This is a genomic window from Pseudoalteromonas sp. S3785 (assembly GCF_005887365.1).
Lineage (GTDB): Bacteria > Pseudomonadota > Gammaproteobacteria > Enterobacterales > Alteromonadaceae > Pseudoalteromonas.
On sequence record NZ_PNCT01000045.1, the window covers coordinates 26,070 to 44,397 of the forward strand.

16 protein-coding genes are annotated in these 18,328 nt (G+C 41.4%); 10 read left to right on the forward strand and 6 right to left on the reverse strand.

The window, feature by feature from the left end; genetic code table 11:
* Positions 1-37 precede the first annotated feature (37 nt).
* Positions 38-370, forward strand: a complete 333-nt coding sequence (locus tag CWC17_RS12020) for a YnfA family protein (protein WP_138542269.1) — start codon at positions 38-40, stop codon at positions 368-370.
* A 31-nt stretch (positions 371-401) separates the two neighbouring features.
* Here the strand turns inward: CWC17_RS12020 and CWC17_RS12025 are convergent, their stop codons facing one another.
* Together CWC17_RS12025 and CWC17_RS12030 are read right to left on the reverse strand one after the other, a co-directional pair.
* On the reverse strand, positions 402-1,022 hold the full coding sequence (locus CWC17_RS12025) for a TetR/AcrR family transcriptional regulator (RefSeq protein WP_138613020.1): 621 nt from the start codon (positions 1,020-1,022) through the stop codon (positions 402-404).
* Positions 1,023-1,024: 2 nt separating this feature from the next.
* Positions 1,025-1,888: an alpha/beta hydrolase gene (locus tag CWC17_RS12030; RefSeq protein WP_138542271.1), complete on the reverse strand. Its 864-nt coding sequence runs from the start codon at positions 1,886-1,888 to the stop codon at positions 1,025-1,027.
* 216 nt (positions 1,889-2,104) lie between these two features.
* Here CWC17_RS12030 and speA point away from each other — a divergent pair, with 216 nt between their 5' ends.
* Both speA and speB read left to right on the forward strand, forming a co-directional pair.
* Complete coding sequence (speA, locus tag CWC17_RS12035; protein WP_138613021.1) at positions 2,105-4,018, forward strand: biosynthetic arginine decarboxylase; 1,914 nt, start codon at positions 2,105-2,107, stop codon at positions 4,016-4,018.
* Between the two features lie 3 nt (positions 4,019-4,021).
* Positions 4,022-4,945, forward strand: coding sequence for an agmatinase (gene speB / locus CWC17_RS12040; RefSeq protein WP_138613022.1), 924 nt, complete (start codon positions 4,022-4,024; stop codon positions 4,943-4,945).
* Positions 4,946-5,010: 65 nt separating this feature from the next.
* Here speB and CWC17_RS12045 read toward each other — a convergent pair whose 3' ends face one another.
* Genes CWC17_RS12045 through CWC17_RS12055 form a run of 3 tightly spaced genes read right to left on the reverse strand, consistent with a single transcriptional unit; the run spans position 5,011 to position 7,519 of the window.
* Entirely contained in the window at positions 5,011-5,391 is a 381-nt protein-coding gene (locus CWC17_RS12045) for a DoxX-like family protein (RefSeq protein ID WP_138613023.1), read from the reverse strand.
* Positions 5,378-6,400, reverse strand: a complete 1,023-nt coding sequence (locus CWC17_RS12050; protein ID WP_138613025.1) for a M48 family metallopeptidase — start codon at positions 6,398-6,400, stop codon at positions 5,378-5,380. The genes CWC17_RS12045 and CWC17_RS12050 overlap by 14 nt, the downstream gene beginning before the upstream one ends.
* 9 nt (positions 6,401-6,409) lie before the next feature.
* Positions 6,410-7,519, reverse strand: a complete 1,110-nt coding sequence (locus CWC17_RS12055; RefSeq protein ID WP_138613027.1) for a YjgN family protein — start codon at positions 7,517-7,519, stop codon at positions 6,410-6,412.
* A 162-nt stretch (positions 7,520-7,681) separates the two neighbouring features.
* Here CWC17_RS12055 and CWC17_RS12060 point away from each other — a divergent pair, with 162 nt between their 5' ends.
* From CWC17_RS12060 to msrB, 7 genes are all read left to right on the forward strand, one after another.
* Positions 7,682-8,413, forward strand: coding sequence for an RNA methyltransferase (locus CWC17_RS12060; RefSeq protein WP_138613029.1), 732 nt, complete (start codon positions 7,682-7,684; stop codon positions 8,411-8,413).
* 67 nt (positions 8,414-8,480) lie between these two features.
* The gene (locus CWC17_RS12065; RefSeq protein WP_138613031.1) at positions 8,481-11,876 is read left to right on the forward strand and encodes a chromosome segregation SMC family protein; all 3,396 of its coding nucleotides are present in this window, start codon (positions 8,481-8,483) and stop codon (positions 11,874-11,876) included.
* Between the two features lie 72 nt (positions 11,877-11,948).
* Positions 11,949-12,704 carry a cell division protein ZipA gene (zipA, locus tag CWC17_RS12070; RefSeq protein WP_138613034.1) on the forward strand — a complete coding sequence of 252 codons (756 nt, stop codon included), beginning with the start codon at positions 11,949-11,951 and terminating at the stop codon, positions 12,702-12,704.
* A 72-nt stretch (positions 12,705-12,776) separates the two neighbouring features.
* Entirely contained in the window at positions 12,777-14,795 is a 2,019-nt protein-coding gene (gene ligA, locus CWC17_RS12075) for an NAD-dependent DNA ligase LigA (protein ID WP_138613036.1), read from the forward strand.
* Between the two features lie 9 nt (positions 14,796-14,804).
* Entirely contained in the window at positions 14,805-15,311 is a 507-nt protein-coding gene (locus CWC17_RS12080; RefSeq protein ID WP_138542281.1) for a DUF2919 domain-containing protein, read from the forward strand.
* An 11-nt stretch (positions 15,312-15,322) separates the two neighbouring features.
* A complete protein-coding gene (locus CWC17_RS12085; RefSeq protein ID WP_138613038.1) occupies positions 15,323-15,763 on the forward strand; it encodes a hypothetical protein in 441 nt (146 codons plus the stop codon).
* 294 nt (positions 15,764-16,057) lie between these two features.
* Positions 16,058-16,498 carry a peptide-methionine (R)-S-oxide reductase MsrB gene (msrB, locus tag CWC17_RS12090; RefSeq protein ID WP_004588868.1) on the forward strand — a complete coding sequence of 147 codons (441 nt, stop codon included), beginning with the start codon at positions 16,058-16,060 and terminating at the stop codon, positions 16,496-16,498.
* Between the two features lie 4 nt (positions 16,499-16,502).
* Here msrB and CWC17_RS12095 read toward each other — a convergent pair whose 3' ends face one another.
* On the reverse strand, positions 16,503-18,149 hold the full coding sequence (locus CWC17_RS12095) for a tetratricopeptide repeat-containing response regulator (protein WP_138613040.1): 1,647 nt from the start codon (positions 18,147-18,149) through the stop codon (positions 16,503-16,505).
* Between the last annotated feature and the right edge of the window lie 179 nt (positions 18,150-18,328).

The window sequence follows — 18,328 nt, forward strand, 5'->3', positions numbered from 1 at the left end:
TTATTATGTTCTTGTTATTTAAATTACGTGAGGTTTTATGTTTGAAGTAAAAACTATCGCGCTATTTATTATTACCGCCCTTGCTGAAATTATTGGTTGTTACTTACCTTATCTTTGGCTTAAAGAAGATAAATCCATATTCCTTTTAATACCTGCAGCAGTCAGTTTAGCGCTATTCGCGTGGTTGCTAACGTTACACCCAGCAGCCGCTGGACGAGTGTATGCCGCGTATGGCGGCGTGTACATATGTGTGGCTTTACTGTGGTTATGGGCTATTGATGGCGTAAAACTTACAATGTGGGATTTAGTGGGCGGGGCGGTTGCCTTACTGGGTATGGCTATTATTATTTTTGCGCCTAAAAGCGCTTAAAAAGTAAGTCATATTAAAGGTGAAAAACGCCTTACAGGCTATTGTTAACGCGCATATATCGCTCAATTAAATTGCCAACTACTTTTTTATAAGTAAGCGTTAAAGCTGGGTTATCTATTAAACTTGTTTGTACAACATGCCCGGTATATAAGCCATAAAACTCATACGCAAAAATGCTCGGCTCTTTGTCTTGGCTAAAGTAGCCTTGTGCTTGGCAGTTAACTGCAAGTTTAGTGAGGTAGTTAATCATTTTTAAGTGTTGGTCTTGCATAAACTGCCTTACCAAACAATTGGGGCTCGCTTTAAATTCTACCGACGCTTTAATGAGCGGGCAGCATGCCTGCTTACCAGGCGATACCGTATCTAAAAAATTGAGCCACTCAAGCCAGCGTTGCTGAAAATTATTTAAATGAATTAACGCATCTTCATCAACAGATATATCAACAACCTGTTTTCTAAACTCTTCTTCTGTGTAGGCCAAAATAGCCACTTGCATATCTTCTTTATTGGCAAAGTGTGAGATCACCCCCGTACGCGACATGTTAGTTACTGCCGCTATTTTCCCTATCGACAAGCTATATAAACCTTGTGCAGCCGCATAGGCCATTCCTTTGTGCAGTATATTGCGCTTAGTGCTCTCACTTTTTTTCATTGTTAATCCATAAAGCGTGTTATTTGGTCGTACACGTATTGGCTTTTTAAAATGCGTACGTGCCCAAGCTCCTGTGTGGCCACAAGTGTTGCGGGTGTGTTCTCAGTCAATAATTTTATTGCTTCAAAGCTTGCCACTGAGTCATTTTTATCATGAATAAACAACATGTTTTCGTTTATTTTATTTTTAGAATGGTCAGGGTGAAGGTTTTGCCAGCTAATACCATATTTATCCGACACCTTATTAAGCATGTTTTCTAGCATGAGCTCAGAAATCCCCACTTGCCTAACTTTTGCAAACATGGCTTCAAATATTTGTGCAGGGGCAGAGATAAACACAATTTTTTTATTTTCTAAATAATGAGGCGCTAAGTTTAACAAAGCAACACCGCCCATAGAGTGTGTAACGACTCTATTAATGGTAATGTTTTGCCCATTAAAGTACTCAAAAGCCGCTGTTAGACCCTGCATATACCCGTATAAGTGCGAGGTATTGCCGTGCGAATAGCCATGGCCTATGTGATCAATTGAATAAACATTAAAGCCTTTTTCAAGTAGTTCGTCTATTAAAGCAGTAAATCGATTAGTGCTGTCGGCCCAGCCATGAGATAAAAATACCGTTTTAGTGTTTTCGGCTTGGCTAAAATAGTACAGGTTTACTGCACCAAGCTCGGTAGTAAGTTTAATATTAATTGGCTGTATACATGTTCTAAATTCGTATTGGCGTCGGCTATGCGGATTACAAAATACCTTCATGGCAAGGCGGGCACTGAGTTTAGGAAATGTTTTGGTCAGACCAAAAGTGGCAGCCTTTGTTATTTTAGAAAATTTAGGTGGCTTGTTTTGATTAAAATAAATTTGTTTCATATTTATACCAAATAAGTACAGTTGTTCTATTTTATATTAAAAAAGTACAGCTGTACTTATTTTTTTAGCTGTAAAAAGCTAAGGTGTAGGTGTTTTTTCTCAACACTAAAAATCACTCGTTACGAGTAAAAATACTTGTTGGACTTAACAGTCTATTTTTCTTTTAATGCGCCCAACTCGCCGAACCGGCATTCATTAAACAAAAGAGAAAGATAAATGAAAGAGACAACATCACTAGAACAAGCTCGCACGAGTTACAATGTTCGTCATTGGAGCCAAGGTTTTTTTGGTATTAATGATCAAGGTGATGTGTATGTTGCCCCAAAGGCTCACGCCCCAGAGCAAACTATTGCACTAACAGATATTACAAAACAACTTCAAGAAAAGGGCTTAAGCTTACCGGCTTTAGTGCGCTTTCCACAAATTTTACATCATCGTGTGCACAGTTTATGTAGTGCGTTTAATACCGCGATTGAAAACTATGGTTACCCAAAAGATTACTTATTAGTTTACCCAATTAAAGTAAACCAACAGCGCGAAGTGGTTGAAGAAATAGTAGCAAGCCAAGCCGAATTAGAAAAAAAACAATTAGGCCTTGAGGCGGGCAGCAAACCAGAGCTTTTAACAGTATTGGCAATGGCAGAAAAAACCAGTGCAGTGATTGTATGTAATGGCTACAAAGACAAAGAATATGTGCGCTTAGCACTGATTGGCGAAAAGCTAGGCCACAAAGTATACATAGTGCTTGAAAAGCTTTCTGAGCTCGACATGGTGCTTAACCAAGCAAAAGCGCTAAATGTTAAACCACGTATTGGTATTCGTGTACGTTTAGCATCGCAAGGCAAAGGTAAGTGGCAAGCAAGTGGCGGCGAAAAATCTAAGTTTGGTTTATCAGCGTCGCAAGTTTTGCACGTAGTGAACCGTTTAAAAGACGCAGGCCAGCTTGATTTAATGCAACTTATTCATTTTCACTTAGGCTCGCAAATGGCAAACATTCGCGATGTGCGTTTAGGTGTAAGCGAGGCTGCGCGTTTTTACTGTGAGTTACGCAAATTAGGTGCAAACATTGAGTGCTTAGATGTAGGGGGCGGTTTAGCGATTGATTACGATGGTACACGCAGCCAATCGCATAACTCTATGAATTACAGCTTAGCTGAATATGCAAATAACATTGTGTACACCATTGGTGATACCTGTAAGCAGTACGCGCAGCCCATGCCGACGATTATTTCTGAGTCAGGACGTGCGCTTACGGCGCATCATGCAGTGCTTATTTCTAATGTTATTGGTACTGAAAGTTACACGCCAGAGGAATTAGTAGCGCCAGTGGCGGATGCACCTCTGTTATTAAAAAACATGTGGGCATCGTTTGTGCAATTAACCGATTTAACGGATGACCGTGCACTGATTGAAATTTATCACGATAGCCAAGGTGACTTAGCAGAGGCGCATAACCAATTTGCACTGGGGCTTTTAGATTTAACGCAGCGTGCGTGGGCAGAGCAAGTTAACTTGCGTATTTGTTATGAGCTTAACAAACACATGGATAACAAAAACCGTTTTCATCGCCCAATTATTGACGAGTTAAATGCGCGTTTAGCTGATAAGTTTTTTGTAAACTTTTCGCTTTTTCAATCATTGCCTGATGCGTGGGGGATTGATCAAGTGTTTCCGGTATTGCCATTAAGTGGATTAACCGAAGCACCAAAAAATCGTGCGGTATTACTTGATATAACCTGTGATTCAGACGGCGCACTTGAACACTATGTTGATGGCCAAGGCATTGAAAGCACCTTACCCGTGCCTGAGTACAGTGTAGATAAACCTTACTTAATGGGCTTTTTCTTAGTGGGAGCGTATCAAGAAATTTTAGGTGATATGCACAATTTATTTGGCGATACGCACAGTGCCATTATCAATATGGATGAGCAAGGTGTTGCCAGTATTAGCGAGATAAACCAAGGCGATACGGTGGCCGATATGATGCGCTATGTGCATTTAGATGTTGAGAGTTTTCAACAGTCGTACGCGCAGTTAGTGTCTGCAAAAATAGACAAAAATGAACAGCAAAGCGTTTTAGACGAGTTGCAAAACGGCCTTAATGGCTACACTTATTTAGAAGAGTTATAAGCAATGTCTAGCTTGTTTGGTCATGTTGACCACTCATTGTATTCAAACGGGATGACGTTTCTACGTCGTCCTATGGTGCAAAATATTAATGCCATTGATGCAGATGTTGTTGTATTAGGTTTACCCTTTGATTTGGCAACGTCGGGTCGCCCCGGTGCACGCTTAGGGCCCGATGCCATTCGCAGAGCGTCGGTACATTTAGCCTGGGAAGACACTAAATACCCGTGGACATTTCCTTTGTTCGAGCGTTTAACGGTTGCAGATGCAGGGGATTTTACTTATCCGGTAGGCGATCCTGAGTATTTTACGGCACAGCTAGAAATGGCCGCAGAGCAAATACTTCGCCAAGGTACAACGCTGTTAGGCCTTGGGGGCGATCACTTTGTAACGCTTCCGCTATTGCGTGCACATGCAAAGATACATGGCAAAATGGCCTTGGTTCATTTTGATGCGCACACTGATACATACAGCAATGGCTCACGTTTTGATCACGGTACTATGTTTTATCATGCGCCTATGGAAGGGTTGATTGATGTAGAGCACAGTATACAAATTGGTATTCGCACCGACTTTGACCAATCAAAGCACGAGTTTGCCGTGATTGATGCAATGCAGGCTAACGATTTACCTGCCAATGACATTGCAGCGCAAATACGTGAGCGAGTAGGCGACTTACCCGTTTACCTAACGTTTGATATAGATTGTTTAGACCCTACATTTGCACCAGGTACAGGCACACCGGTATGCGGTGGTTTAACATCTGATAAAGTGCTTAAAATACTGCGCGCGCTAAAAGGCATAAATATGGTGGGTATGGATGTGGTAGAGGTATCACCGTCGTACGACCAAAGCGAGCTTACCGCTATTGCCGCAGCAACCATTGCGAGCGAGTTATTGCATTTGTGGACACATAAAAATAAGTATTAACGTTATAAGAGAGCACTACAAAAAAGGTATGGGCAGGCATACCTTTTTTATTTTAAAGATACCGATTATTTAGTAATTTCTTTTAACCAAATAACGCTTAATCCAATAAGCGGCAGGTTAGTGGTTACTGGGTTAAATGCTTCAATAAGTAATTGTGGCTGCATTGCTACTACAGCGAGTAGAAGGCCAATCAACGCTACGATATTTAAAATAACGATGTGCTTTTGTTTATAAAACACTAATAAGCACACGCCAAATATAATTTCGCCAATACCCGCCGAACGTGTAATTAAGTCAGACACTTGTGCTGAAAAACCCGCACTGCCAGTCATCAATTTTTCAAGTGGTGCAATATGATACAGCTTTGGGAAAAAGCCGTGGTATATCCAACTCAGCCCCACAATATAGCGGGCAAGTTGAATATAAACCGTGTTATTTTCTGGCATTATCAATGCGCTCTTGTGCACTTGGGTGGCTTGATAGGTATTCGAGCAAATTATTAACCTTTTCAAGGTGTTCATTTTCACTTGTATGGGCACTTTGCAGTGCTTGTATGGCATCGGCAAAATCATTGCTCGAATAACCCAAATGCTCAAGTTGAATGAGCGCATAGCTATCTGCCTCACGCTCCATATCACGCGAAAACCCTTGCTGTGCAAAGGTAGCACCGGTGCCAAGTGCCACTTCTGCTATGCCTTCTAAATCACCAAATATCACCGCAAGTACAATGGTACTGGCTGCCGATTGCGCGGTCATGCGTACACTATGCTGGTGGACTACATGACCAATTTCGTGAAGTAATACCGCTTTTAACGCGTTGGGTTTATCAGCTAATAAGTTAGCTAATTCATCAGTGACCACTATGCGCCCGTGAGGCATTGCAAATGCATTCGCTCCAAAGGCCTCTGATTTATAAAACGACAACCTATAAATAGATGGCTCAAGTGAGAGTTCATTAAGCATGGTATTAAAGTATTGTTGTACTCTAATTTGTTGCTCATTAGGTAGTTCGCTTTCATCAAGTGCTAGCTTTTCAATTATGGTAAAGCTTTGTTCACCCATCTGCTCTACAACACTACGCGGCAGAGTATCAATACTGTAAACGGCAATAGTGGGCACAACTTTATAAAGCATTAGCCACATAAAAAGCGGTGTAAAAATAACAGCCGCGATAATGGCCCATTTACTTTTTTCAAGGCGCTCGAGTCTATCGAGTTTATTCGTTTTAAAAGGCCAGCGATAATTTACATCAGTAGGAATAAAGCGGCTACCATCATTAAAACACAGTTCGTCAGCAAGACCGGCAAGCCCTGGGGTGAGTGTTATATCGCTTATAGCGTAGCTTGAAATAAGCTGATCATCGTAGCTAATCTCAACACAGGTGTCGCTAATATTAGCGACACCTTGCTGGTAATTGCTTGATGCTTTGGGGAAGTAATGTCCCTGTACGTGCATAATTAGCTCTTAGGTTAGCGATAGGTCAATATCAAATACATTGGCCGCTTCTTCGGCAAATGATGACTGCTCTTGCTGCGTACTATCAACCAAGTTTAGGGCGCTTGGGTAAATACTAACGGTTGTAACCTCGGCAAGCATCCTTGATGTGCGTACTTTGGTCCACGGGTAGGCAAGCCCAAGAGTAAACGCAATGGCTAGCATATTAGTTAACAGTAATATGGCAAAAGGAATAGGCTTAAGCTCTGATTTAAATGACGCTACGTCTTCAAATTGACTGTTATCAAAAATATGGTTACGAATAGCCGCAGCCCACACAGCGGTTACTATTGCTATCATAAATACGTAAGCAATCATTATCCCACCAAACATAATGCCCATTTTGGCTGGATCTTGTGCAGCTTGTTGGTTTTCTGCATTCATTAAATCAAGGCCAAACAAGCCTAAAACAGCCATAAAAATCACCATAGTGATAGAGCTCACCACAAAACAAATAAGGGCGGTTAAGTAGTAGGTTTCACCTTTTAGGTTTACGGTTAACGGCGTATCACCGTAGCTAATATTGCTGTGTATGTAACTGTCGATACGTTTTAAAACATACGGCATTAATAAATAAAGGGTAAAAATACTGGCGATAGGTAACAGTATAAAATTAATGAAGGCTTCGCCGTAATCGCCTTTAAATGCAAAGCGTACATTTCGATGACGGGTCATACGCATATTAAAGCGCAGGCCTTGGTTAATAATCCATGGCATTAAAAAGATAAAAGCAACCGCAAATAGTAAGCCTACAAGAGGAAAAAAGCTGCTACCAAAGGAGTAAATTAAAAATACAATAACCGCTAAAATACGGCCTTTTAAAATTTGCATCGGGGTGGCTAAGTAGTCAAAGCTGTGTCCGTCAATGCGGGTGTGGCCATAAAAGTATCGCATTGTGCGCACTTTTGCCCAAGCCGAATAAATACCTAAAGTAAGCACGCTCAGTAAAATATTGACTATCCAAATACCAAAAAATTCACCGCCTTTACCGCTAAACTGTACTTTGCCGCTAAAAATAGGGGCAGCAGGTTCACTTACTGCAGGGTTGGTTTCTGGGGGAGTAGGGTGTATAGATTCCATTAAAATTATATCCATGTTGTTTTTTTGTTAATTTACCTAAATTTGGTGCAAAGCTCAATCTTTAATAGCCTTACAGCCTACAATGGCGCTGCTTTTAATATATGTGGTGCTGCACTTTAAATCATCTCTGGTATACTAGGGCGATAATTTTATGGGGCTGTTATGATTTCAAAAAACCAACTCAAGCTTATTCGCCAACTTGGCCAAAAAAAGTACCGAAAGCAATATAATCAATACCTTGTACAAGGTGAAAAAAACGTACTTGAGTTGTTAAACAGCCCATTAAAGGCGGTTGATATATTTGCAACACAGGCGTTTATAAATACTCACCAAAACCAGTTTCCACATGTAGATTTTACGCCGGCAGAAGAAGAGTCGCTGACTAAAGCCAGTACCTTAGTGAGTAATAACGCGGCCATTGCCGTGGTTGATATGCCAAAGGCTGATTTACCTGATAATAGCGGCTTAATATTGGCGCTTGATGGGGTTTCTGATCCGGGGAATTTAGGTACTATTATCAGAGTTGCCGACTGGTATGGCATTAAACATATAGTAACAAGTACCGATAGTGCCGATGCTTACAACCCTAAAACAATTAGCGCGACTATGGGTTCGTTTGTCAGAGTATCGGTAAGCCAAGTAGAGCTACCTGAATACTTACAATCATTAAATATGCCTATTTATGGGGCATTTTTAGATGGGCAAAGCGTACATACAACAGACTTTAGCGCAAAAGGTGTGTTGCTTATGGGCAGTGAGTCGCATGGCATACGCGAGCAGTGTGCAAAATTAGTAAGCGATAAAATAACCATACCGGCTTTTGGTGAGGCAGAGTCACTTAATGTGGCAATGGCCACAGGTATTATTTTAGATAACTTTAAACGCCAAGCTTAACTTTTTAACTGTTTATGAGTTAAATTGTTTATAAGTAATAACAATAATAATCGGTAATAACAATAAGATGCGCTTAAGCACTATTAAATTAGCGGGCTTTAAATCGTTTGTAGAGCCCACTAAAATTCCATTTCCTGATCAAATGACGTGTGTTGTTGGGCCTAACGGCTGTGGCAAATCAAACGTGATTGACGCTGTGCGATGGGTGCTTGGTGAAAGCTCAGCTAAAAACTTACGTGGCGATGCCATGACCGATGTTATTTTTAATGGTTCAACTAATCGTAAACCTATCTCGCAAGCTTCAGTAGAGCTTATTTTTGATAACACCCAAGGTGATTTACCTAATACATTTGCCGACAGAAACCAAATAGCGATTAAGCGTTTAGTAACACGCGATGGTCAATCGTTATACTTTTTAAATGGGAGCAAATGCCGTAAGCGCGATATTACCGATATATTTTTAGGCACTGGGCTTGGTCCGCGTAGTTACGCAATTATAGAGCAAGGGATGATCTCGCGTTTAATCGAGAGCAAACCTCAAGAGCTGCGCGTATTTTTAGAAGAAGCCGCTGGTGTGTCTAAATACAAAGAACGCCGCCGCGAAACGCAAACCCGCATTAAAAGTACCCGCGAAAACCTTGAGCGTTTACTTGATGTGCGTAAAGAATTACAAGCGCAACTAGATAAACTGGCTGTGCAGTCGGTTGATGCGAAAAAATACCGCGATTTAAAAGCGCAAGAGCGTACCTTAAAAGGCCAAGTGTCTGTATTAAAATGGCAAAAACTGCATCAACAACAGCTTGAAAAAAGTGAGCAAATTAAAAAGCTTAATGAGCAAATCGCCTTTTTTAAAACGGCCCACTCAGGCCACGACGATGTGCTTGCAAGCCTAGAGGCTCAAGTAAATGCAGAGCAAGATGCGCTTAACGATGCGCAGCACCAACAACACGTTACCCACACAGAGTTGACTCGCGCCGAACAGCAACACATTAATATTAAACAGCAAACGCAAACACTTAAGCAAAGTATGGTTAAGCTTGAGCAACGAAAGCTGCAAAGTGAAGCGCTAAAAACACAGCAGCAAAACGTATGTGAGCAGTTAGCTGTGAGCCACCAAGAGATAAGTGAGTACAGTTTAGAGTGCAGAGAGCAAGTCGAAGAGCTTAGCCTTACACTTGCAGATTTAGCGGATGAAAAAAATAAGCACACAGCCGCGTGGCAAAGCCTAAATCAACAACAGCACGCGCTTAATAATAAAGTACAGGCGCAGCAAAGTAGTGTTAAGCAAACAGAGCAATCATTAGCCCATGTAAACGCACAGCTTAGCCAGCTAAATAGCCAAATTGACGATATTAAAAGTAGCCAATTAGAGCAGCAACTAGCCGAGCAACAAAAATACAAACAAATCCTAACTCATGAGCTTGCTAGTAAGCAAACGGCGCAAACACAGTGCAACGCAGCGCTTAAAGAGCAAACCGATTTAGTAAATGACGCTGAGCAACAGCATCAGCAAAGCGTGCAGCACGTTAATGAGTTAAAAGCGCGCATTGCTGGGCTTAAAAGCAGTTTAGGGATTGAAGATGACAATAAGCAGCACACTTTATTTAATCAATTAGAAGTAAAACCAGGGTTTGAACATATAGTTGAACAGGCACTGCAAACCCTTGAGCATCTAAACGTAGCGGATGTGCAAAGCAACAATAGCGTATGGCCGCAGAAGAGTGAAATACCAGTAAATAGCGTTGCGGCACTCATTATTGAGGGGGTTTATCCAGATCTACTGACCCGTATTGCGTACAGCGAAAGTGCAGACTTAGCTGCATTAAACGATACATTTTATATTGCGGTTATGGATAAGAGCGGTGCTTTACATGCTCGAAACTGGCACCGCGGCGCAGACAAAAACGCCGAAAACTCACAACTTTTAAAACACACACAGTTAAAGCAAAAAAAAGCGAGCTTAGTAGAGGCCGAAAATACACTTGCAAGAGACGTTGAGCAGCTTAATGCGCTAAAAACACAGCAGCAAAAGCTGAATGATGAATTAGCGGTTCTTAAAAATGCAATTCATCAATTAGCACAAAATATTGCCGTGGCCACTACGCGAAGCGACATGTTAAAAGAGCAAGTAGCACAGTTTTTACAGCAACTAGAAAAGTACCAGCAACAAAAGCGTGCATTAACCACTGAGCAATCACAATTATTAAAAACCCGCGATGAGCACAACACTGCGCTTGAAGGGTTACATCACAAGCAAAGTGTTTTAGCTGACGAACTGGCAAGGGCCGACGCCGCTTGCACACGCAGTAATACAGCATACAGCCAAGCTGCAGCGACACTTGAGCAATATAAAACAAAAGCGTATCAAGCCACGTTAAAAGAGCAAAAAGCACACAGTGAGTGGCAGCTTAGTCAAACAAAGCTTAATCATGCTGAGCAAGCGCTCATTAGTGCGCAAGAAGAAGCGCAAGAGCTACAAGCGCAAATGGAAGCGTTACTAATACCTGAGCAAGAGCTCACTGAGCAAATAGCACAGCTTTTAATAAAACATCAGCAAGGTGAAGCGAGCTTAGATGTGATACAAAAAAAGCTTAATGAGGCAAAGCAAACACTTATAAGCAAGCAAGCGAGTCTTAAGCACTCTCAAGGTGAGTTGGTGGCTTTGCAAGAACAACATCAAACGCTAAGCATTGAAGAGCAAAGCCTAATTATAAAAGCGCAGGCAGCACTTGAGCCGCTTGAAGAATTAAAGCAAAGTCTAAAAAGTGTTTTAGATACACTGCCTGATTCACTGAGTTTAAATGCAGCGCAAAATCAGATCAGTGGGCTTGTGCATCAATTAGATAAGCTAGGTCCAGTTAATTTAGCCGCAATAGATGAGTTTGAACAAGCTAAAGAGCGCAGTGATTACCTTAATAATCAACTTGAGGATTTAACCAAAGCGTTAAATACACTTGAAGGGGCGATACGTAAAATAGACAGTGAAACCAAAACACGCTTTAAAGCTACCTTCGATCAAGTAAACAATGACTTTGCCGAGCTATTTCCAAAAGTATTTGGCGGTGGTAGCGCGTATTTAGAATTAACCAGTGACGATTTACTCGAAAGTGGTGTTAGTATAATGGCACAGCCGCCAGGCAAGAAAAATTCGACAATTCATCTGTTAAGTGGTGGAGAAAAAGCGCTGAGCGCATTATCATTAGTGTTTTCTATATTCAGGCTCAATCCAGCTCCATTCTGTATGCTGGATGAAGTAGATGCGCCGCTTGATGATGCTAACGTGGTACGCTTTTGCCGTTTGGTTGAAGAAATGTCACAATCGGTGCAGTTTATTTATATTAGTCATAATAAAATTGCGATGGAAATGGCAGGGCGTTTAACTGGCGTTACTATGGCAGAGCCAGGCGTATCACGCATGGTAGCAGTAGATATAGAACAAGCAGTGCAACTTGCACACACATAACAGTTTATTTTAAGCGTATTAGTGTTAATTAATACACGGGTTTAGGCATAACAAATAATAAAAGGTGAGGGGATGGCCGAAGAACTAAGATTGGTTTTAATTGTGATCAGTGTACTTGTCATAGGTGGCTTATTAGTACATGGTTTATGGTCAGTTAGAAAAAAAGACAGCCCAGAGGTAGCGCCTTCAGAGCGGGTTGAGCCAATGCAAGATACACCTTCGCATACACCTGTTGAACCTAAAGAGCCGGTTGTTGCCCAGCGAGATGAGCCGCAATTTGGCGAGCTAAACTTTGATGCAAACGAGCCGCAAATAGATACGAGTGTGGCGCAAACACCCATTGAAGACGACCTGCAAGTAGTCCAAGAGCCAGAGCTAGAACCAGAGCCAGAGAGCAAAAAAGAAGCGCCAGCAGATGTGTCTGACTTTGTTATCGTGCATATTCAAATGCCTGAGGGGCTAAGCATGCAAGGCAGTAAGTTATTGCCTGCAGTAAATACTTTAGGATTTAAATATTCAGAAGAAGGCTTTTTTAATCGCCATATAGACCCTGCAGGGCAAGGTCCAGTGTTATTTAGATTAGTAAATATGTATAACCCAGGTACGTTTGATATTGATAATATGGAGCAATTTAGTACCGCAGGGGTTAGCTTATTTATGACTTTACCTTGTGAAGGCGACGGGCTTGCAGCGTTTAATATGTTACATAGCGCAGCTAAGAAAATTGCCGATGAATTTGGTGCACAAATTTTAGATGCCGAGCGTGAAGAAATGACCGTTGAGCGCGTTCGTCAATATGTTGAGCAGGTTCGTGCATTTTCTGCGTAATTTATACGCACACATTATTTTTATTAAGCCACTTACCTAAAAGTGGCTTTTTTTATGTTTTTTGAGGTTTAAATGTCTAGCAGCATTAGTGAGCAAATTAATCATCTTCGTAGTACGTTAGAGCAACACAACTACAATTATTATGTCCTTGATACACCCAGTATTCCTGATGCAGAATACGATAGACTATTGCGCGAGTTAAGCGCCCTTGAAAGAGAAAATCCAGAATTTTTAACGCCTGATTCGCCAACTCAAAAGGTAGGAGGCGCAGCGCTGAGTAAATTTGAACAAGTTGCTCACCAAGTGCCCATGCTATCGCTTGATAACGCCTTTAGTGAAGAAGAATTTAGCGCTTTTAACCGCCGTATTAAAGAGCGTTTAATGAGCCAAGATGAGCTCACTTTTTGTTGTGAACCTAAATTAGATGGCTTGGCAGTGTCGATTATTTACCGTGATGGTGTGCTTGTGCAGGCAGCAACGCGCGGCGATGGATTTACAGGCGAGAATATTACACAAAATGTAAAAACAATCCGTAATGTGCCTCTTAAGCTGCGTGGCGATTACCCGGCAGAGCTTGAAGTACGTGGCGAAGTATTTATGGATAGCGCTGGGTTCGAAAAACTAAACGCCGAAGCCGAAAAACGTGGCGAAAAAGTATTTGTTAACCCGCGAAATGCAGCCGCAGGTAGCCTACGCCAGCTTGATTCAAAAATTACTGCTAAACGCCCACTAATGTTTTATGCATATAGCACCGGGCTGGTGGCTGAGGGTACAATTCCTGAGGATCACTACCAACAATTGGCAAAATTAACTGATTGGGGTTTACCGCTGTGCCCAGAAACAAAGTTAGTAGAAGGCACACAAGCGGCTTTAGATTACTACAGCGATATCTTGACGCGCAGAAGCGAGCTTAAATATGAAATTGATGGCGTAGTAATAAAAATAAATCAAAAAGCCTTACAAGAGCGTTTAGGGTTTGTTGCACGTGCGCCGCGCTGGGCCATCGCTTATAAGTTTCCTGCGCAAGAAGAAATAACCCAGTTACTTGATGTTGAGTTTCAGGTTGGCCGTACAGGTGCTATAACACCCGTAGCGCGTTTAGAGCCTGTATTTGTAGGCGGTGTTACGGTATCAAATGCAACGCTTCACAACGGCGATGAAATTGCTCGCTTAGGTGTAAAGGTAGGCGATACAGTAATTATACGCCGCGCTGGCGATGTTATTCCGCAAATTACACAAGTAGTGCTAGAGCGCCGTCCAGATGATGCACGCGACATTGTATTTCCTGCCAGTTGCCCTATTTGTGACTCACACGTTGAAAAAGTAGAAGGCGAAGCCGTGGCTCGTTGTACCGGTGGCTTAGTGTGCCAAGCTCAGCGTAAACAAGCGATAAAGCATTTTTCATCACGCAAAGCGCTTGATATAGATGGCTTAGGCGACAAAATAGTTGATCAGCTGGTTGATAGAGAGCTGGTAAAAACCCCCGCAGATTTATTTATATTAAAACAAGGTCACTTTGAGTCACTTGAGCGTATGGGCCCTAAGTCGGCTAAAAACTTAGTGGATGCGCTTGAAGTTGCAAAAACAACGACGCTTGCAAAGTTTTTGTATTCGCTGGGTATTCGTGAGGTTGGCGAGGCCACAGCGCAAAACTTAGCAAATCATTTTTTAACACTTGAAAAGGTAACCCACGCCAGTGTTGAAAGCTTTACGCAAGTGAGCGATGTAGGCGTTATTGTAGCAACGCATGTTCGTGGCTTTTTTGATGAGCAACATAATGTAGATGTGGTTAATGCTTTAATCGAACAAGGCATTAATTGGCCAGCGCTAACGCCGCCTTCAGAGGATGAACAACCTTTAGCTGGGCTAACCTATGTATTAACAGGCACGCTTAATACTTTAAACCGAAACGATGCTAAAGCACGCTTACAACAGCTAGGTGCAAAAGTAGCTGGTAGTGTGTCGGCTAAAACAGATGCATTGGTGGCGGGCGAAAAAGCGGGATCTAAATTAACTAAAGCACAAGATTTAGGTATAGACATACTTAGCGAAGACGACTTAATTGCACTGTTTGATAAGTACAATGCTTAGGATAATAAAATGAGCCGATATGGACCCGAGTATTGGGATAAATACGGTAGCTACCGTACGCCAATTGCATTTCACCTAAGTTTATTGGTGTTACTACGGGCGTATTTTATTTGGGTTATAGCGGCGCTGAGTCGCCGCCCTGAGCTTGATTTAATGTCGTTATTTTTTAAATCTAAAAACGATTTTTTTATCGCAATTTCAATTGGTGCTATTGCGATTGTGCCCACTTTTTTATTTTGCTTAAGACGTCCGCGGGACTCGCACCAACAAAGCGCGCGTTTAGCGATGGCATGGCGTTACATGCGCTGGCCGTTACTTGTGTGCGCAATAACCGACTTAAGCTGGTTAACAATACAAGCAGCACATAGTCATTACCGGTTTTCACTGTTTTTAGCTGTGCAAATGGTAATTGTGTTTTGGGTAATGTGGTACTTGGCAAAGAGTCGTTATTTAAAGGTGTTTTTTAACGATTGGCCAGAGCCTACCGAAAAAGCAGATGATAAAAACGCTAAATAAAAGAGAGCTAAATGGATAACATTAATAAAAAAATTGCCGTTGTAGTGCTTGGTATTGGCATTGTTTTAGGTGCTTTGGTGCTGTTTACATCGTTAACTGATCATATTTGGTTTTCTGCCGTAATAGGATTATGGTTATTTGTGTTTTGTTCGTGTTGTTACAGGCTGACACCCGCCTTTAAAAAGCGCAATACGCTTGATAATTTTATTCAGCGCGATGCACAGCACTTAATGTTATTTAGTTTGGCAGGTTTTTTTGATAAAAAATTTGGCCCGCAATGGCTTGTTATTGGCAACATTGAACATATAGAAAGTAAGAACGATGAGCTTATTATTCATAGCAATAACGAGCGACAATTTAGTGTAAGTTTACCCGCACAAAAAAATGACATAGACGCCTACATGAAGCGCATACTTTCAGATCATGAAAAGCAAACTATTCGCTTTAGTTAGGGTCTGTTGAACTTTGTGGATTAAAGTTTGTTCAAACTAGGGGCTATTTAATCGCGGCGCGAGGTTTGTAACCTAGTGGGCTAAGTAAAAGCTGAGCAACAAAGAGTAAATAGCCCCTAGGAAGAACCCGTTGGGCAGCGCCTGTTTGGCATTAATGCTACGTTATCGCCCAATTATGGGGAATAACTACACTGCATAGGCTCTGCCTTGCCTAAATACCAAACAGACTGCTGCAAATTTAACCTTAAAAGAACAACAGGCCCTAATCACTTATTAATACCGAAGGAGGCTATTATGCTTACTTGGAATGATGTTATAAATTTTGCCAATAATGGCAACCCTACGCCACGCGAAAAGGTTGTAAAAACAGACGCGCAATGGCAGGCAATGCTAAGTGATGAGCAATATTATGTGACACGTAAAAAGGGTACAGAACGCCCACATAGCTCTCAAAGTTGTACATTATTGGAACCAGGTAAATATGCATGTGTTTGCTGCGATAATTTACTTTTTGATGCCGATGAAAAGTTTGATAGCGGCACAGGTTGGCCATCATTTACGCAGCCTGCAACTGTCGATGCAATTGGTTATGTGAACGATTTAAGCCATGGTATGCAGCGCGTTGAAGTGGTGTGTAATGTGTGTGATGCACACTTAGGCCATATTTTTCCTGATGGCCCAGCACCGTCGGGTTTGCGCTACTGTGTAAATGCCGCTGCAATGAAAAAGCTCTAGGGTTTTATTTACTTAAGTTTTGTATATCGAGTTTCATTTCTTTTGCCATATGCAAAATTTTATCTAATCGCTGTGACTGATCTGGTTGCAAGGTAGCATTACTCAAAAGGGCGTAACACTTTTTAGCAATAACCAAGTTAAAAGTGCCGCCTTTTTGTTTTGTTGAATCAAATAAACACTGTAATAAATTAAGAGCAATGCTTGGGTTGCGCGGCATTACTCTAAATGCTTGCGTAAACGCCTCTAACGCTGTATTTAATTGCCCTTTATTAAACTGCGTTACTGCATGGTTGTTAAGCTCTTTCGGGCCCATTTTAATATCGCGACGCTCACTTTGCTGCTGTTGAATGTAACGCAAGTAAGTCATATCACTCATATTGGGGTGGCGTTCACAGTGGCTAATTATTTGGCTGAATAAGGCTTGTGCTTTTTGGTGAAAACCCAGTTCGTGAAACGCTTTTGCTTTATCAAGCGCCCCATCTACAGAGCGTATTAACGTATCGTCATCATCGAGCTGCTCAATAAGACGCTTTGCTTTTTGATGCTCGTCTTTTAAATAGTGCAAACGCGCATTAAGTACATCAATTTGAGATTGATTTGCGTTATTAGGAAACTGCTTTTTTAAATCATTGATGTATTTGTTAGTTTGGCGCGAAATACGTTGTATTTGATCTGTTTGATCGGTTGTTAGCGCAAAGTCTATACCGGCACGGGCAGCATTGAGATAAATATCGGGGCTGTCGTGAATAGAATGACGCGCGTAGCTGGCTATGTCTTTTTGGGTTAAATAGCTTTTTTCGTAATCGTGGTTTACTAACGAAACATTGCTTAACGATTTTTGTCTTTGAATATTACGGGGCGCAATATCCACAGCTTGGCTTAAAAAATCTTGTGCTAGCTCAAATTGGTTTAATTTGATTTCTAACCGGCCAAGTAAATCTAAAGCAACTAAACGTGTTTCATGACGTTCAAGCATGGTTTTTAACATACGTTGAGCCAGTATATGCTCATTGTTAGCAATCAACGCTTCTACTAAACCCACTTTGGCCCAGGCAAATTTTTGTATATCTAACACCGAGGTAAAAAAGTCTTTAGCTTCTTCACTTCGGTTTAACCTAAGCAACGCATCACCTTTTAAGCGCAGTAGAATAGGACTATATATATTGTTTTTTTTATTTAAAGCGGCATCGATTACTTTGATAGCTTTAGAGTCGTTGCCATCATCTATTAAAGTATAAATACTCTGTAGCTCATTTTTACGTTTTAAAATACGCTCAATCCGCGTTTTTAACTCTTGTACCGTAAATGGCTTTACTAAGAAATCGTCGGGTTGAAGCTCCAAAACACTATGTACTAGCGCACCGCTGGTTTCTGCAGAAATAAAAATAAACGCGGTGGAGTTTTTTATCAGTTGTTTAACTCTGAGTTCTTCGTAGAGTTGGTAGCCGTCTTGGTGTTTGCTTAAATTAAACGAACATACAATTAAATCAAATTGCTCCGCTAAGCATTGCTCTTTTGCTGCTATTGCATGATCGGCAAAGTACAACTGCCGAAAGCCAAGCCTTTCTAGCGACTGTTTCATATAGCTTTGAGCGAGAGGCTGCTCTTCCACTATCAGTATTTTGGCTTTGGCGTAGATCTTAGTTGGCATTGGCTTGAATGTTGTTTGATTTATCACAGACTATAATCAACAGTTTAGCTGCTTACAAGGGAATTTAACTATTAGCCGAGGTTATTAGAAGATTAAATTATTTCAATACCTTTAGCTGGCTTAATATCACCTGGCTTGAACCAGTGACCCTCGCCATTGTTTGTAAAGGGTGGCGATGC

Coding starts and splice junctions, on each gene's coding strand:
- CWC17_RS12020 (WP_138542269.1), top strand. CDS start 38: ATGTTTGAAGTAAAAACTATCGCGCTATTTATTATTACCGCCCTTGCT.
- CWC17_RS12025 (WP_138613020.1), bottom strand. CDS start 1,022: ATGAAAAAAAGTGAGAGCACTAAGCGCAATATACTGCACAAAGGAATG.
- CWC17_RS12030 (WP_138542271.1), bottom strand. CDS start 1,888: ATGAAACAAATTTATTTTAATCAAAACAAGCCACCTAAATTTTCTAAA.
- speA (WP_138613021.1), top strand. CDS start 2,105: ATGAAAGAGACAACATCACTAGAACAAGCTCGCACGAGTTACAATGTT.
- speB (WP_138613022.1), top strand. CDS start 4,022: ATGTCTAGCTTGTTTGGTCATGTTGACCACTCATTGTATTCAAACGGG.
- CWC17_RS12045 (WP_138613023.1), bottom strand. CDS start 5,391: ATGCCAGAAAATAACACGGTTTATATTCAACTTGCCCGCTATATTGTG.
- CWC17_RS12050 (WP_138613025.1), bottom strand. CDS start 6,400: ATGCACGTACAGGGACATTACTTCCCCAAAGCATCAAGCAATTACCAG.
- CWC17_RS12055 (WP_138613027.1), bottom strand. CDS start 7,519: ATGGAATCTATACACCCTACTCCCCCAGAAACCAACCCTGCAGTAAGT.
- CWC17_RS12060 (WP_138613029.1), top strand. CDS start 7,682: ATGATTTCAAAAAACCAACTCAAGCTTATTCGCCAACTTGGCCAAAAA.
- CWC17_RS12065 (WP_138613031.1), top strand. CDS start 8,481: ATGCGCTTAAGCACTATTAAATTAGCGGGCTTTAAATCGTTTGTAGAG.
- zipA (WP_138613034.1), top strand. CDS start 11,949: ATGGCCGAAGAACTAAGATTGGTTTTAATTGTGATCAGTGTACTTGTC.
- ligA (WP_138613036.1), top strand. CDS start 12,777: ATGTCTAGCAGCATTAGTGAGCAAATTAATCATCTTCGTAGTACGTTA.
- CWC17_RS12080 (WP_138542281.1), top strand. CDS start 14,805: ATGAGCCGATATGGACCCGAGTATTGGGATAAATACGGTAGCTACCGT.
- CWC17_RS12085 (WP_138613038.1), top strand. CDS start 15,323: ATGGATAACATTAATAAAAAAATTGCCGTTGTAGTGCTTGGTATTGGC.
- msrB (WP_004588868.1), top strand. CDS start 16,058: ATGCTTACTTGGAATGATGTTATAAATTTTGCCAATAATGGCAACCCT.
- CWC17_RS12095 (WP_138613040.1), bottom strand. CDS start 18,149: ATGCCAACTAAGATCTACGCCAAAGCCAAAATACTGATAGTGGAAGAG.